The 14,596-nt window shown below is 35.3% G+C and carries 13 protein-coding genes; 3 read left to right on the forward strand and 10 right to left on the reverse strand.

Translation table 11 applies throughout. From position 1 onward, the window contains the following. Positions 1 to 280: 280 nt before the first annotated feature. The 3 genes from NBX25_RS21640 (at position 281) to NBX25_RS21650 (ending at position 3,049) form a co-directional block, all read left to right on the forward strand. Complete coding sequence (locus tag NBX25_RS21640; protein WP_123910952.1) at positions 281 to 1,933, forward strand: lamin tail domain-containing protein; 1,653 nt, start codon at positions 281 to 283, stop codon at positions 1,931 to 1,933. Positions 1,934 to 2,104: 171 nt separating this feature from the next. Continuing rightward, positions 2,105 to 2,671, forward strand: coding sequence for an REP-associated tyrosine transposase (locus NBX25_RS21645; protein WP_250255386.1), 567 nt, complete (start codon positions 2,105 to 2,107; stop codon positions 2,669 to 2,671). 210 nt (positions 2,672 to 2,881) lie between these two features. Next, positions 2,882 to 3,049 carry a bacteriocin-like protein gene (locus NBX25_RS21650; protein WP_164464473.1) on the forward strand — a complete coding sequence of 56 codons (168 nt, stop codon included), beginning with the start codon at positions 2,882 to 2,884 and terminating at the stop codon, positions 3,047 to 3,049. A gap of 197 nt (positions 3,050 to 3,246) precedes the next feature. On the opposite strand, the gene NBX25_RS21655 is transcribed toward NBX25_RS21650, so the two are convergent. The 10 genes from NBX25_RS21655 to gnd form a co-directional block, all read right to left on the reverse strand. After that, complete coding sequence (locus tag NBX25_RS21655) at positions 3,247 to 3,717, reverse strand: hypothetical protein (protein ID WP_123910953.1); 471 nt, start codon at positions 3,715 to 3,717, stop codon at positions 3,247 to 3,249. 106 nt (positions 3,718 to 3,823) lie between these two features. After that, the gene (locus NBX25_RS21660) at positions 3,824 to 4,888 is read right to left on the reverse strand and encodes a serine hydrolase domain-containing protein (protein ID WP_250255387.1); all 1,065 of its coding nucleotides are present in this window, start codon (positions 4,886 to 4,888) and stop codon (positions 3,824 to 3,826) included. Between the two features lie 198 nt (positions 4,889 to 5,086). Beyond that, positions 5,087 to 7,483, reverse strand: coding sequence for a hypothetical protein (locus tag NBX25_RS21665; RefSeq protein WP_250255388.1), 2,397 nt, complete (start codon positions 7,481 to 7,483; stop codon positions 5,087 to 5,089). 212 nt (positions 7,484 to 7,695) lie between these two features. Beyond that, positions 7,696 to 8,280 carry a YdeI/OmpD-associated family protein gene (locus tag NBX25_RS21670; RefSeq protein WP_250255389.1) on the reverse strand — a complete coding sequence of 195 codons (585 nt, stop codon included), beginning with the start codon at positions 8,278 to 8,280 and terminating at the stop codon, positions 7,696 to 7,698. Positions 8,281 to 8,410: 130 nt separating this feature from the next. Then, positions 8,411 to 8,935: an ATP/GTP-binding protein gene (locus NBX25_RS21675; RefSeq protein ID WP_250255390.1), complete on the reverse strand. Its 525-nt coding sequence runs from the start codon at positions 8,933 to 8,935 to the stop codon at positions 8,411 to 8,413. Positions 8,936 to 9,098: 163 nt separating this feature from the next. After that, positions 9,099 to 9,887 (reverse strand): PhzF family phenazine biosynthesis protein, encoded by a 789-nt coding sequence (locus NBX25_RS21680; protein WP_250255391.1) that lies wholly within the window; start codon positions 9,885 to 9,887, stop codon positions 9,099 to 9,101. Positions 9,888 to 9,952: 65 nt separating this feature from the next. Next, positions 9,953 to 10,465, reverse strand: a complete 513-nt coding sequence (locus NBX25_RS21685) for a hypothetical protein (RefSeq protein ID WP_250255392.1) — start codon at positions 10,463 to 10,465, stop codon at positions 9,953 to 9,955. Between the two features lie 291 nt (positions 10,466 to 10,756). Beyond that, positions 10,757 to 11,467, reverse strand: coding sequence for a 6-phosphogluconolactonase (pgl, locus tag NBX25_RS21690; RefSeq protein WP_250255393.1), 711 nt, complete (start codon positions 11,465 to 11,467; stop codon positions 10,757 to 10,759). A gap of 21 nt (positions 11,468 to 11,488) precedes the next feature. Then, complete coding sequence (zwf, locus tag NBX25_RS21695) at positions 11,489 to 12,970, reverse strand: glucose-6-phosphate dehydrogenase (RefSeq protein WP_123910961.1); 1,482 nt, start codon at positions 12,968 to 12,970, stop codon at positions 11,489 to 11,491. Between the two features lie 9 nt (positions 12,971 to 12,979). After that, entirely contained in the window at positions 12,980 to 14,398 is a 1,419-nt protein-coding gene (gene gnd, locus NBX25_RS21700; RefSeq protein WP_123910962.1) for an NADP-dependent phosphogluconate dehydrogenase, read from the reverse strand. Positions 14,399 to 14,596: the final 198 nt, after the last annotated feature.

Below are 14,596 nucleotides of genomic sequence, written 5' to 3' on the forward strand. Positions count from 1 at the left end.
ATGATGCTTTTATTTTTTATGGTTTTCCTGAAATAGAATTTCTAAAAATGGGCGTTGTAATTGATACAGGTATAAATACTTACTAAAATATGGTAGTATAAACGCCTATTGACTACGGTATAAATACCTGACATGAAAATTAGAGATTTATACGCTAACATCACTTCATTTTTCGCCGTTACTTTGACATGTTCAAAAGATGTTTCGAAACCCTGAACAAAAAATGGCAGTCTCCGAAAAGCCGATAAAAGAGTAGGAAAAAAACCAAAAATTATTAATCATGAAAAATCCAGAAAATGTTGCTCCTTTTGTAGAAGCATCAGAACTCATTACAGAATTAAAAGACAAGGCTAATGATATACTATCAAGTGTTTTAAGCACAGAGCTATCCTCTATAACCATTAACGGCAAAGGAAATTTCCCTTATTACTGGCAGGATCCGTCAAATCTTAAGTTTAATAAAAAAACGTACGACTGGATCTCATCAAATCTTAAAGCCAATACTGAGCCGGTTCAGCTTGATCAGGTATTTACCAATTATTTTATTGATGTTTTCTCAAAAGTCAATTATTCTTTATCTGAAGAAGATACAGTGATATTAAATGATGCTCATAAAAATGCTACAGATCAGCAGATGGCTTTACTTAATGCATGGGTAGGAGCTTATGGTTCGCTTCCTCCTGCAACAGAAACAATGCAGCCTATTGATATCATTATGAATAAAATCGCTACAGAATGGGCTAATCCGGCAACTACCTTATCCCAAATTCAGAAAAGTGATAACCTGGATGCTTTACTGAATAAGACTCCGGCAAGTGGCCAACCTATTCTTCCTGTTTTAGCGAATTATCTGAATGCTCTGGGAGCCACAATATCTTTACAGAACAATGTGACGATGAATAATGGTTATTTATCCAGAGTGTTAAAGAATGTACAACAGCCTAAAAAAGATAACGGAGGTCTGCAGTTGAATGACGACAGTGTTTTACCTGCCTTCCAGGTGACAACACCCCTTAGCGATATTTTAAACGGACTTAAAAATACCTCTCAGGCGGCTCAGATAGACATGGAAGTTAAACGTGAATCCGAAAGCCGGTTCCAGGTTTCCGTACAAGGGAAGACTGGTTTTTCTATTCCTATCTTCGACTTCTTTACCTTAGGAATTGGAGGCAATGCTAATTATTTCAGTGAAGATATCGCCATCAGCAAAAACTCGATCAAAATATCGATGTCTTTTACCGGAGTTACGCTTGTCAATTTTGGTCCTACAGATTTTAATATTGCAAGCAATATGTACTGGGCATGGTTTGATCCTATCCGTAAAGCGGAAGTAAACAGTGCAGACAAAGAGAAAGAAAAACATATTTCCGGATATAAATTTTCTCCGAATCCTGCTACAAAATTCGGACCTGACGGACCTTTCGGTTTGCTGAACGGGGTTGCAATTTCTAATTACCCTAGTGTTGAGATTACGGTAACCGGTGAAGATTATAAAAGTATTCAAAAAACCTTTGAACAATCTTCTTCTGCAACACTTTCCTTCTTAGGAATTCCTTTGGCCAGTGTTACAGAGTCTACGTATTCTTCGTCTATTCAGGTAGACAGTTCAAAATCAACTATCAAGATCACTTTAACCCCTCCTCAAAGTCTGATCGCTGGTAACAATAGAGATTCCATAGCCTGGGTTCTTGGTGCTATCGTCGATTATCCTGCACAGGTAAATAGTGAAAGGGAAATGCTTGAGAAAGGTGCCTATCCCAATTATCAGCTCTATAAAGATAACACCGGAACTACCTATTGTTCAGGAAGCAAAGTGAAATCTCACGATGTGGGCAGTGCTTGGGTCAGTAAATGTCTTGCTGCCCATCCGGGAACAAGCTGCTCCGGAAAACCATGGACAAGCCCTAGCCAAAAAGGAACAGTTTGGCCATAAACAAATAAAATCCCATTAATAATAAGAGACTGTCTTTTGAGGCAGTCTTTTATATTATAATGGTTTTTTGATTTTTACTCTTAGTTACCGCACGAATCCTTTCGTGTGGTTTATGGTTTTTTATCTCAATCCCATTCTCATAAAGTTTTTATCTTTATAAAAACATAATTGATGAGTCGTAATTACAAATTCCATAATCCTGAAGGATTATATTTCATAAGTTTTGCTGTTGTAGGTTGGCTGGATGTCTTTATTAGAAATGAATACAAAGAAATTTTTGTAGAAAGTTTAAGATTTTGCCAAAAGAATAAAGGAATGGAAATACATGCATGGTGCATCATGTCAAATCATGTGCATTTAGTGTTCAGAAGTATAAATGGGCAAAAACCAGAAGCTCTGATAGGAGATTTAAAAAGATTTACAAGCAAAGCACTTGTTACCGCTATCAAAGAAAATCCTACAGAAAGCAGAAAGGAGTTTTTATTAAATTTCTTTCTCAAAGAAGGTTCAAAGGCTTTAAATGTAAACCAATACCAATTTTGGAGACATGATAATAAACCCATTGAGTTGTGGAGCAATAGAGTGATTAATCAGAAGATTAATTATGTACATCAAAATCCTGTAAAAGCAGGTTTGGTTTTCCGTGCAGAAGATTATAGATACAGCAGTGCAATAGATTATTCTGATGAAAAAGGACTTTTAGATGATATTGTTGTTTTTAGAATGTTTGATTTGTAATATTATATTAAAACCACACGAAAGATTCGTGCGGTAGTGGGGATTTTTCTTCTGATAATAAATAACCATATAGTTTCGTCAATAATATTATAGTTTTCTTATTCTTAAAAAAATCCTTTCAGGAAAGTTGAGATGCTTTTATTTTAATATAAATCTTATTGTTGGGAATTATTATTATATTTGATACTTAACAAGTTAATAACGAAAAACATGAAAAATTTAAAAAAAGTTTCAAGAAAAGAAATGAAGCAAGTAAAGGGTGGTGAAGGTAATAATGGTGATTCAAAATGCCCTCCTGGAACCAATGACTGTATTTTACCATTTGGAGGGAATATGTGTATTCCTGATGACAATCAAATGGCATGTCCAGAGTTATAAGACAGAATCTTAAAGCATCGATAGTGCTGAATGTATTTCTAAAAAGCCTTTCAGGAGAATTGAAAGGCCTTTTAATTAGAAAATCTATTATTTAAAAATTTCATTCTGGTAAAGAAGATGACTATCTTCATCAAAACTCATTAATATTATACTGTTGTCAGAAGGTTTAGTTTATACGAAAGGATTTGTGAAAAAAATTAGCGGACAAGAAAATATATTCCAACAGCAATTCCGGCATAAGCCAGAACTGTAATAATATCAGCTATGGGTTTTGAAAAACGTTTTTCCGCTATCTTATCACCATTGATCTGGTTCTTATGGAATTTCAGAATTTTTTTAGGACTATTAACCGGATGGGCTACCAGGCTGTCGCTTTCCCATCGGTCAACGATTACTTTATAGCTCTTGCCATCAACGTCAATTTTAACATTTTTATTGGGGGTAAGTTTCTCCTGAATATTGATTGGGACAGGCGCTTGTTGTGTGGTAGGGCTTTGGAATTCAGCAGCTGCACTTTGCATTTGAGGAGCATCAGGAGTCGTACGAATAGCATTCTTTTTAAATGCTTGTTTATTGTCTGGTGCTGTAGTCACTTGCTTTTTAACCTGGTAAGTATAGCAACTGGTAAGAGAAAATAATATGATGATGAGATAAAGATTCTTTTGCATTGGTTAAATTTAAGAATTAAACGGAATATTTAGTATTTTCTTTTGAAGAAACCTGTTAAAAAATTGTAGTGTTTCGATTTCCGTTTATTGTTTTGCGTACCACCTGTTATGGTTTATCTTGTATTTCCGGGAGCTTAATTTCTTTGTTATAAAGCAGATCAACAACATTTTGCATGAAGTTTTCTTTTTTAATTCGCTCTCCATTCGTAACATAAGCGATGGAGAGGTCATCTTCTTTATTATAAATAAGAATGGCATGTGATCCTAATGTATCTCCACCATGTCCATAAAATATAAGATCGTTAAAATTCCAGACTGCCATCCCTCTTCCCCAATCTTCTTTTCCTGGTTTAGGCTGCATCAGCTCCATGGATTCTTTCTTTAGGATCTTATTATGGAATAAACTATTGATGAAAATATTCAGATCATAAGGGGTCGCTGAGACATCGCCTACGCCAATTACATTGAGTAAATTTATTTCCTTTTTCAGAATCGTCCATGAATTGTTTTCATATCGATAAGGCAGAAATACATTTTTTTGATCGGGTTTGTAAGAAGCCAGATTTTTGAGCCTCAGAGGCAGTATAATTTCTGAATAGAGTATTTGGTGAAACGGCTTATTATGCTTTTTTTCAAGAATTTTAGTCAGGAGGTAATAAGCGGAGTTTGAATATGCTGTTTTTTCGCCAGGTTCAAAGCTTTTCCCTTGTTTGACAATGAGTTCCATGATTTCCCGGTCAGTGGTCTTTTCCGTTACCCAAACCTCTCCGTCTTTTACCACATAACTTCCCAATCCGCTGGTATGTTCTAATAAATTTTTAAGGGTTATGAGCTCTGAATTTGGAACTTCCGGATAAAACGCTGAAAGTTTATCATTTAAATCTAATTTTTTTCCTTCAATTAATTTAAAAATTAAAACAGCGGTCATCATTTTGGTCACAGAACCCACCTGATATCGGGTATTTTTATCATCAATTAATTCAGATATATTTTTTTGTCCAAAACTTTTAGCATATACTTCTTTCCCATTTTTAAAAACTGACAAACGTCCCACTCCTAAATTATTATTCTCAATATAATTGAAATAATTATCTAATTTTTCAGAATGAATCGTTTGTGAAAAAAAGTAATTTGAAACAAGAAAAACTAAGAATGCCATTGAGGTTTTCATGATTAATAGGTTTATTAGTTGCTGATATAAAAATTGAAGTCTCAAATATATTACATCTGCTAATATCTGAGTCTGTTTGTATGATAATTTTAAATTATTTTCAAAGTTTTATGGTATTGCATGTCTTTCAGGTTCCGATTTCAAAACTAAAAAAGCCTCTCAGGAAAACTGAAAGGCTTTTAATCTGGAGAAATAATATTATTTAAAGATCTCGTTCTGATAAAGAAGATTATCATCATCATCAAAACTTATGATCAAAACTTTATACTGTTTGGCACTGTCATTATTGAAGAATTTAATTCTTGGCGGAACATAATCGCTATCGAATAAATTAGGATTCCAGTAAAGGGTTTCTCTCGTGTCATTTTCAATCTTTGCATCCTCATCCAGCATTTCAACAAGGAACTCCGATGGTTTATCATATCCTTTGATAACAGATGAATTGTTCTTTGGAGCATCATTCTTTTTGACCTTAGATTTTAAATCTCCTCTCATGGTATAAATGGCTACTGCATCACCTACTAATCCACCACCCTTAATAATTTTTACCATTGCAATATTGTTGACAGGCAGAGTAGCAATCATCGTAGGATCTGTAAGGATTTCATCTAAGTATAGTTTAGCTTGCTGGCCACGTATATAAGGTATATTTATCCCTGAATTATTTCTTTGAAATGTTAAACCAGCAGCTCTTCCCTGTAGCCAGTCGAATATATTGGTAAATCCTTCAGCATGCTGATCTTCATTCACAAAATCGAATATGGTAGAGTTCTGAGAACTGAACATTCCGGTGGACAGTTGTTTGTCTAATTCTTCTTTCGGATCTTTCTTCTTTCCTGTTAATTCTACTTCTTTAATTTCCTGTACCTCGACACCCTCTATTTTTTTAGTGTTTTTTTGAGTAATAATAGCTCTGGAAATGGTGGGAGGAAGGGTTTTATTTCCGGTATTTTTTACTAGTTTATATTGTGTTGGAGGAAAGTTGCCCGTAAATTCTGTAGGGTTTACCAATGGCTCTACTGTTACGAATAAATTCTCAGCATTGGATTCTTTCTCATTTCCTGAATTGGCAAATAACGAAACATTCACAGGCTCATCATTGCTCAGATTATTTAAATAAACATATCCGCTTTGATCGGTCTGAAACGGGCTGATAACAGGTTCACTTTTGCCGGCTTTCAATAATAAAACCACACTGGAATTGATTATCAAAGCGTTATTTTTAACAGGTTTCACCCTGTAAGAAAGAAATTTTGGAGATTTGGTCTTTATAGTGGGTACAGATCCGCTAAGTAAAGAATTCCAGTCAAACCTTTTCCAGTTTTCAGAAATAAGCAGCGCATCCAATGCTTCACTATTGGCCGTTTTAGAAAAATATTGGGCCGGGCTGTCTATTTTTGTAGTAAAATCTCCCGTTAGCCAGAGGCTGCTCAGCAAGTTTTCTTCTTCGGGCTTATTGCTGCCATCATTTTCACTTACCAAAACCGTATAATGTTTAAAATAGGACTCCGGGGAAAGGTCAATGCTGTTGAAAGATCTTGGCGTTTGTTTTATACTCTGACCTATAATTTCAGCTTTCTCAAGTTTTAGATCATTGGGCCTTATAAAGCAAAGTCTTTGTGCTACCAGATTGTCTTGGTCATCAAAGATGGCTAACTGTAAAACTCCATTCGCTCCATTGCTTATTTTGATAGGAATAAGACTGGAAGCTTCATTGGTTAACTGTTTAATATTGGCCCTGTAAGCAAGATGGTTATTAATGGTTCCTACAATTTTATAATTTTGGAGCTGTTGTTTTAAGTTAACCCCTTTTAACGTGTATTTAATTCCATCTTTAGCACTGTTAACTTCTAAATGGAGACCACTATCTGCTACTTGTGGCAGGTCTATTGTTTTGCTTTTTCCTGTATTATCCTGAATGATCGCCTGGTATTTTTTTCCTGAAGCAGGCGTTATGGTAAAAGAGGCTACATTTTTATCAAAAGACTTAAAAGTAGTTAGAGGAACATTGGGATTTTGTGCATCGATTACTTTTCCGGTCCAGTTTTCTGGTAAAGAAGTACCGCTTGATAATCTTACAGCAAATTTTGTAGGAGTACCATTAACGAAGGTTCCGCCTTCCGGAAAAGCTTTTGCAGACCAATCAGAACTTTTAGAAATGATCAGTGATTCTGGGGAGTTTGGATTGTAAACCGGAATGGTTTTCACAATCTGAAAGTCTTCGTTAAAGTTGGTCATGTAAGGCGTATAAGCTCTCACAAAATAAACCTGCTCAGGAAGATCTTCTTTCAGTTGAAAATCTCCGCTGCCTTCTCCATTGGTAAGCAATACGGTCTTCCAGGCTATTAATTTTTTATCAGAACTGTAAAGTTCTACAAAGAGGGTCGTAGAGAGTGCAGAGCGGTTATACCCATCAAATACAAAGCTCTTAAACCAGATTTTATCCCCAGCTGCATATTGTGATTTATCTGTAAGGACATATACTTTTTCCTGTTCGTAATTATTCTCAAGATTTGTAATTGCTTTTTCCAATTTGGTTTGGGCCACTATGGGCTGTACCATAGAAAGAAGCAATACACCGAATATATTTTTCATAGAAATCTTAGCGCATTTTAATTCAGTGCTAATTTAATCATTTAAAGACTTCAAAAATGGATATTGATCCTCTTATTTTAAAAGAAATACAGCAGATTGGTAATATTTCTTCGAATATGATTTTTTAAAAGATTATTTGAAAACGATATCTTACAAAATGACTTCATTGGATCGAGGTTTGACTTTCTCCAATTTCACTAAAGCATACCGGATTATCTGAACTGCGCAGGTCTTTGTTGTTTTGCTGCCTGTTCTACCAGTTCCTTAATACGTTTTTGACGGGTTTCCGGCCTTTTGGCAAATGTAACCCAGTGCAATATCATTTTTTTTAAGGTTTTACTCATCGCTAAAAAATAATCTTTTGAACCGGCATGTGCTGTAAAGGCGTTTTCCAGATCATTGGGGATGATAAGCTCTTCAACACTGTCCAGAATAGTCCACGAGCCGTTTTCTTTAGCCACTTTAATACTTTCAAGCCCGGCTGGCTGCATTATACCTGTATCTATAAGCCTCTGAACCTTTTCTTTATTGATTTTGGACCAGTTACTTTTGGTTTTGCGTTGGGTGTACAATTGCATAAATGAATTGGAATCTACAGTCTTTCTAGTACTGTCGATCCAGCCAAAACAAATGGCTTCATCCACTAATTCGCTCCAGCTAACTGTGGGAAGTCCGGATTTTTTATTGTTGCAAATAATCCATATCCTTTGGCTTGAACGATGGTTTTGCATAAGCCAGTCACGCCATTCCTGTTTGGTGTTGATAGCGATACTCTTTTTTTCTAACCCTGTTTCCATTGTATTTTTATTTTGCTTTTGTTTTTGATTGATTCAGTTATCTATGGCCTATAATCCTGTATGACAGAGAAATTTCACATAGAATGAAGTTGTTGATTGAATACAACAAAATTAGCAGTATCATTGACAGCTATGTGTCAGGAGTGGATAAAATTCCATTGAGTACCTGATCTCTGCGATCAGATAATGGACCATTGACTCTAATTACTTTTATTCTAAAATCATTAATCCAATCATAGAGTAAATCATTGACCTGGTTTCTGAGTTTTGGAAGCTCAATCTGGTGTACAGGGATCACATCCGGTTCTTCAATGGGAACCAATACAAAAAGGTCAATTTCATCAATTATTGCCTGAGCCTTTTCAAAGAGAGATTGAATATTTCTACGAGGATCAAGAACATGAAGATAGGCTAAGAGATCAATAACACATCTGTCAAATATCACATTGTCTCCACTTTGCAGAATCAGTTTTACTGAATAATTAAATTGTTCAACGAAGTCTTCGGTATCAGGAATTTCTGAGAATTCATAACCACATAATTCCATTTGGTAATAAGGCTCTGTCTCAAGGGTATAACCTGAAAGATGTTCCAGAAGCTCTTCCGCTAAAGTGGTTTTGCCAACGTTGTGAGCCCCGAATATCGCAATTCTCATATTTCACTTAATTTTATGATTAGCTTTTCCTTTGTGATCTCATTAATGGAAACATTACACCTTTCTTTAAAGATATTAAAAATGATTTATAAAAATAAAAGCACCAATTTAAATTCATTAGTGCTTTTTTGCTGGTGAGGGCTTTATCTCTATTAAAATAGCATTATTCTATCCACAGATTTCCCATAGAATAGGTTCTGGCTTTACCTGCCACAATCACTCTTTCGCCTTTGTTTTCGCAATAGAGCTGGCCTCCTCTTTCTGAAAGTTGACGGGCGAAAAGTTGATCTTTTCCTAACCTTGATGACCAAAATGGGATCAGTGAACAGTGTGCAGAACCGGTAACAGGATCTTCAAGAATAGACGACTGTGGCGTAAAATATCTTGAAACAAAATCACTGTCTGTACCCGCAGCAGTCACAACAACGCCTCCCGGATCGAGATTAATAAGATCCAGAATAGATCTTTCAACGATAATTTTTTTGATATCTTCCTCAGATTCATATACCAAAACATAGTCTCTTGATTTGAAAACTTCTGTAGGTTGTATATTGAGAGACTTTACTATAGTATCCGGAAGAGTAGAGGGTTCAGGTATTCTTGACGGGAAATCCATATAATAGAATCCATCTTTTACATCTACTGTTAATTCACCACTTTTAGTTTCAAAAACGATTCTGTTGTTTGGATAACTTAAAATGGAAGCTAAGCAATGAGCAGTGGCAAGGGTAGCATGCCCACATAAATCCATTTCTATTTCGGGAGTAAACCATCTTAGGTGAATGGTGTCGCCATTATCAATGAAGAAAGCGGTTTCTGCTACAGCATTTTCACGGGCTATTTTTAAAAGAACTTCATCAGGCAGCCAATTTTTCAATGGGACAACACACGCAGGATTTCCATGGAAAATTTCTTCTGTAAATGCATCTATTTGATATAATTCTAACTTCATGATTGAGAAAATTTAGGTTTGTAATATGGAGTCTTATAATAATATTTGTTGGATGTTGAGCTTTACTATTGTTTTTGCTTTTTAAACACAGTGAAGCCATCTGAAGATTCTTCTTTTTCTGTTGTTTTTAAAGAGAAAAGAGGGTGTTTATTCAGTAATTTTAGGGTAGGCGATTCAAATTTCCAGTTCATACTTTTATCCAGAAAATAAAAAATACGACCATCATTGATTTTAATTTCAAAAAAATAATTTGGAAATTTATTCAAAGTATTTCTTACAGGCATATAGGTGATTTCTTCTATTTGCTCAGCAGAATAATGATGTTCATTGATGATAAAGCTGTTATCAGTAAGAAAGACATTCGCTGGAGGAAGATTTTTTTCGAGCATCCGATATTCTGATAAACAGACAAGTGGGAAAAAAGTGAAACAGAGAATGGTAGGAAAAATTAAGGTAATGGGATCTTCTTCTTGTGTACTTAAAAAATAACATACTATTGTTACGACATGAACAAGAATAATAATTGTTCCATACCTGTAAAAGAAGAACTCGAAATAACTGGGGTTTAATTTTTTCACGAATAATAGTGTTTGGTTTTCCCTGCCATACAGGCAGAAAATGTATTTTGTTGTATAAAAATACAAAAGTTTATATTAATATTTATACCGATGCTTTTCAGTATTGTAAATCGTTTAAGCTCTTTTGTATATTATTTTGAAAGAATGATGGGAAACTGCTTTGAAAGGGTATGAATTTTTTCTAATGATCGGTTTATACACAAAATATCGCCACTTGTTTAAAGTGGCGATATCTTATTTTTTTAACGAAGACAGTATTGCCTTAATCCGTTTAATGAAAAAAATACAATATTAGGCTCCTGCCTCTTCGTCGGTAAAAATCTGAATCCCGTCTTTCTTTTTAATTAACTGAAGCGGGTATAGTTTCGGATTGTATTCTCCATTTAAAACTTCGTTCAGAGCATGCTTTTTAGAGGTACCGAATGTAACGATCAAAATGTTGTCGGCTTTATTGATAATAGGTTCTGTCAGAGTAATCCTGAACATTTCCTGAGGTTTCAAATAATAAGCTGCAACCCATTTTTCTTTTTCATCCAGTACTGCTTCTCCTGGAAATAAGGAAGCGGTATGACCATCGTCACCCATTCCTAAAAGGATAAAATCGAAAACACCTTCTTCACCTAATACATTTCTGATTTGTGCTTCATATTCTTTAGCATAATCTTCAGGATCAATTCCGTCCTTATACATAGGGAAAATCTGATCTTTATTGACAGGAACTTTATTTAAAAGTGTTTCCAGAGTCATTTTAAAATTACTCTTTTCATCATCAAGAGCAACCCATCTTTCATCTACCCAGAAAAAATAAACTTTGTTCCAATCTATTTTATCTGCATATTCTGAAGTCGCCAATAAGCTGAAAATGGCTTTCGGAGAAGAACCACCGCTTATCGCTACTACAAATTTTCCGTTTTTTTGAATAGATTGTTCGGAAAGCTCAACGAAAGTATCTGCTGCTTTTTTATATAAAGTATCGAGCGTATTAAATATTGTAATATCCATTTTTATTTCTTAATTAAATAGTTAAACCCACTGATGCCCTTGTCTTTCAACCAAAGCATTGCTGTCATCAGGTCCCCAGCTTCCTGCATCGTAATTTGGGAAAGAAGCATCCTTGGTTGTTTCCCAGGTTTCCTGAATTGTTTTTACAACATCCCAGGCTTCTTCTACCTGATCAGAACGCATAAATAATGTAAGATCACCTACAAGTGCTTCTAATAAAAGAGTTTCATAGGCTTCAGGAGTATCAGTCTGGCAGGCAAAATTATCAAAAATCATTTCTACCGGTTTCAATTCTAATGAAAGTCCCGGTTTCTTTGACATAAACTGCAATCTGATATCCATTTGCGGCTGGATATTAATAATCAGTCGATTAGCTGATAAAAGTGATGTGCTTTCTGAAAATGTAGAATGGGGAAGTGGTTTAAACTGAATGGTAATATAAGAATGCTTTTCTTTCATTTTTTTTCCGGTACGAACGTAGAAAGGAACGTTTTCCCATCTTTCGTTATCCAGATAAAACTTAATGGCAGCAAATGTTTCTGTATTGGAATCAGCGGCAATTCCTTCTTCCTGACGATAGCCGTTTACCTTGACTCCATTTACTTTTCCTCTTCCATACTGACCCCGAACTGCATAATGATCTACTTTATCTGAAGAAATTCTGCGAATTGATTTTAAAACATCCACTTTACGATCCCTGATTTCACCAGACTCCAATGAAACAGGTGGCTCCATAGCAACCATACATAGAATTTGTAAAAGATGATTCTGAATCATATCACGTAAAGCACCCGTCTGCTCATAAAAACTGGCTCTTGTCTCTACCCCTACTTCTTCTGCAACAGTAATCTGAACCGATTCTATATGCCTGTGATTCCATAAAGGCTCGAAAATTGAGTTTCCGAATCTGAAGGCTAAAATATTCTGAACGGTTTCTTTCCCTAAATAATGATCGATACGGTAAATCTGTTCTTCCTGAAAGGTTTGGGAAAGAAGATTATTCAATTCTATAGCAGACTCTTTATTGTGACCAAAAGGTTTTTCTATAATAATTCGATCTTTTGCAGGATCTGAAGCGATAGAGGTATTCTTAATATGATTTGAAATAACCGATACGAAATTTGGAGCGATGGAAAGGTAAAATAGCCTGTTCCCTCTCGTTCCGTATACTTTGTCGAAATTTTCTAATTTGTGATACAGTTTTTGGTAAGAATCTTCTTCATCCAACTGATGCTGAAAATAGCTGATGTGTGCCTGAAAACCAGCCCAATCTTCCTTGGTTACAGTTTTTCTGGAAAAACTCTCCAGATTTTCTTTAATATAAGCTCTGAATTTTTCATCCGTATTTTCGGCTCTTCCTAAGGCTAAAATATTAAAGCCTTTGGGCATTCTGCCATCGATATATAAATTATAAAATGCAGGAAAAAGCTTTCTTTTTGCCAAATCTCCTGTTGCACCAAAAATAACAATGGTTGTTGGATGCAGGATTGTGTTGTCGCTCATTTTCCGAATTTAGTTATTTACGTTTTGCCATGAAGTGTGAAAAACTCCTTCTCTGTCAATTCTTTGGTAAGTGTGCGCCCCAAAATAATCACGCTGAGCCTGAAGCAGATTGATCGGTAAAGATTCTGTTGTATAGGCTTCGAAATATCCTAAAGCTGTCTGAATTCCTATGCTTGGAATTCCGTTTGATGCAGCAAAGGAAGCGACTTTTCTTAATGAAGAAATTTTATCTTTTACGATTTCTGAAATCCCTTGATCCAATAGGATATTAGATAAATTCTGATCTTTAGAATAAGCCGAATAGAATTTTTCTAATAAAACAGAACGGATAATACATCCACCTCTCCATATTTTAACAACATCTTTTAACGGAATTTCAAACTGATATTCTTCAGAAGCTTTTACCAATAATGCTAACCCTTGAGCATAGCTGATTAAAGTAGCCAAATACAAGGCTTCACCCACTTCTTTGATGAACACATCTGTATTTTCCGGAGTTGTTATTTCTCCTTTAGGATATAATTGAGAAGCTTTCACTCGCTCATCTTTATAAGCGGATAAAATTCTTGAAGTTACCGCGATATCAATAGTCGGAATAGAAACACCAATTTCCATAGCCTGCTCAGAAGTCCATTTCCCTGTTCCTTTTGCTCCGGCTTTATCCAGAATCTGGTCAACAAGAAAACCATCTGTTAAATCATCTTTTTGCTGGAAAATATCTCTTGTGATTTCAATAAGGAAAGAATTCATTTCACCTTCATTCCATGTTTTGAAAACCTCATAAAGCTGATTGTTGTTTAGATTGGCTCCTTTTCTCAACAAATCGTAAGCTTCGCTGATCAACTGCATGATGGCATATTCGATACCGTTATGAACCATCTTTACGTAGTTTCCTGCAGAACCTTTGCCCATGTAAGCGGTACAAGGTTCACCATTAACTTTTGCTGCAATTAATTCCAACATAGGTTTTAACAGGTTGAAAGCTTCCAAATCTCCACCAGGCATAATACTTGGTCCTCTTCTTGCGCCTTGCTCTCCTCCTGAGACGCCCATTCCCATAAAATGAAGGTTTTTAGAAGCGAGATCAGCAATGCGTCTTTCGGTATCTTTGAAATAAGAATTTCCCGCATCAATTACAATATCTTTTGGGCTGAGAAGGGGTGTAATGCTTTCCAGGACAGCATCTACAGGCTTTCCAGCGGGAACCATTAAAATAATTTTTCTCGGACTATCCAAAACTGATACAAACTCTTCCAAAGAAGCTGTTCCTTTAACTGAAGTTCCCGGAGTTGCTCCTTGATGAAGTTCTCTTACTTTTTCCTCATCCAAATCGAATCCTGCTGTTGAAAAACCGTTATCAGCAATATTATAAAGCAGGTTTCTTCCCATTACTCCGAGACCGATGACCCCGTAATTATACTTTTCCATTCTTATCTTATTTAAGATTTATTTTATTTTTACAGGTCAAATTTACGGAAATGCATAGCAGTAAAAAAAATATCCGAAATTTTCTTTCAATCATTACAGTAGTTATCATCAACTGAAAAATGGGTAAACAGTGAAAATACATTCATATAATAATTTATACCAGCCATTCATATTTATTCTTTTTTGAAAGAATAAATA

It is taken from the genome of Chryseobacterium sp. Marseille-Q3244 (assembly GCF_940807095.1).
Lineage (GTDB): Bacteria > Bacteroidota > Bacteroidia > Flavobacteriales > Weeksellaceae > Chryseobacterium.

Coding starts and splice junctions, on each gene's coding strand:
- NBX25_RS21640 (WP_123910952.1), top strand. CDS start 281: ATGAAAAATCCAGAAAATGTTGCTCCTTTTGTAGAAGCATCAGAACTC.
- NBX25_RS21645 (WP_250255386.1), top strand. CDS start 2,105: ATGAGTCGTAATTACAAATTCCATAATCCTGAAGGATTATATTTCATA.
- NBX25_RS21650 (WP_164464473.1), top strand. CDS start 2,882: ATGAAAAATTTAAAAAAAGTTTCAAGAAAAGAAATGAAGCAAGTAAAG.
- NBX25_RS21655 (WP_123910953.1), bottom strand. CDS start 3,717: ATGCAAAAGAATCTTTATCTCATCATCATATTATTTTCTCTTACCAGT.
- NBX25_RS21660 (WP_250255387.1), bottom strand. CDS start 4,888: ATGAAAACCTCAATGGCATTCTTAGTTTTTCTTGTTTCAAATTACTTT.
- NBX25_RS21665 (WP_250255388.1), bottom strand. CDS start 7,483: ATGAAAAATATATTCGGTGTATTGCTTCTTTCTATGGTACAGCCCATA.
- NBX25_RS21670 (WP_250255389.1), bottom strand. CDS start 8,280: ATGGAAACAGGGTTAGAAAAAAAGAGTATCGCTATCAACACCAAACAG.
- NBX25_RS21675 (WP_250255390.1), bottom strand. CDS start 8,935: ATGAGAATTGCGATATTCGGGGCTCACAACGTTGGCAAAACCACTTTA.
- NBX25_RS21680 (WP_250255391.1), bottom strand. CDS start 9,887: ATGAAGTTAGAATTATATCAAATAGATGCATTTACAGAAGAAATTTTC.
- pgl (WP_250255393.1), bottom strand. CDS start 11,467: ATGGATATTACAATATTTAATACGCTCGATACTTTATATAAAAAAGCA.
- zwf (WP_123910961.1), bottom strand. CDS start 12,970: ATGAGCGACAACACAATCCTGCATCCAACAACCATTGTTATTTTTGGT.
- gnd (WP_123910962.1), bottom strand. CDS start 14,398: ATGGAAAAGTATAATTACGGGGTCATCGGTCTCGGAGTAATGGGAAGA.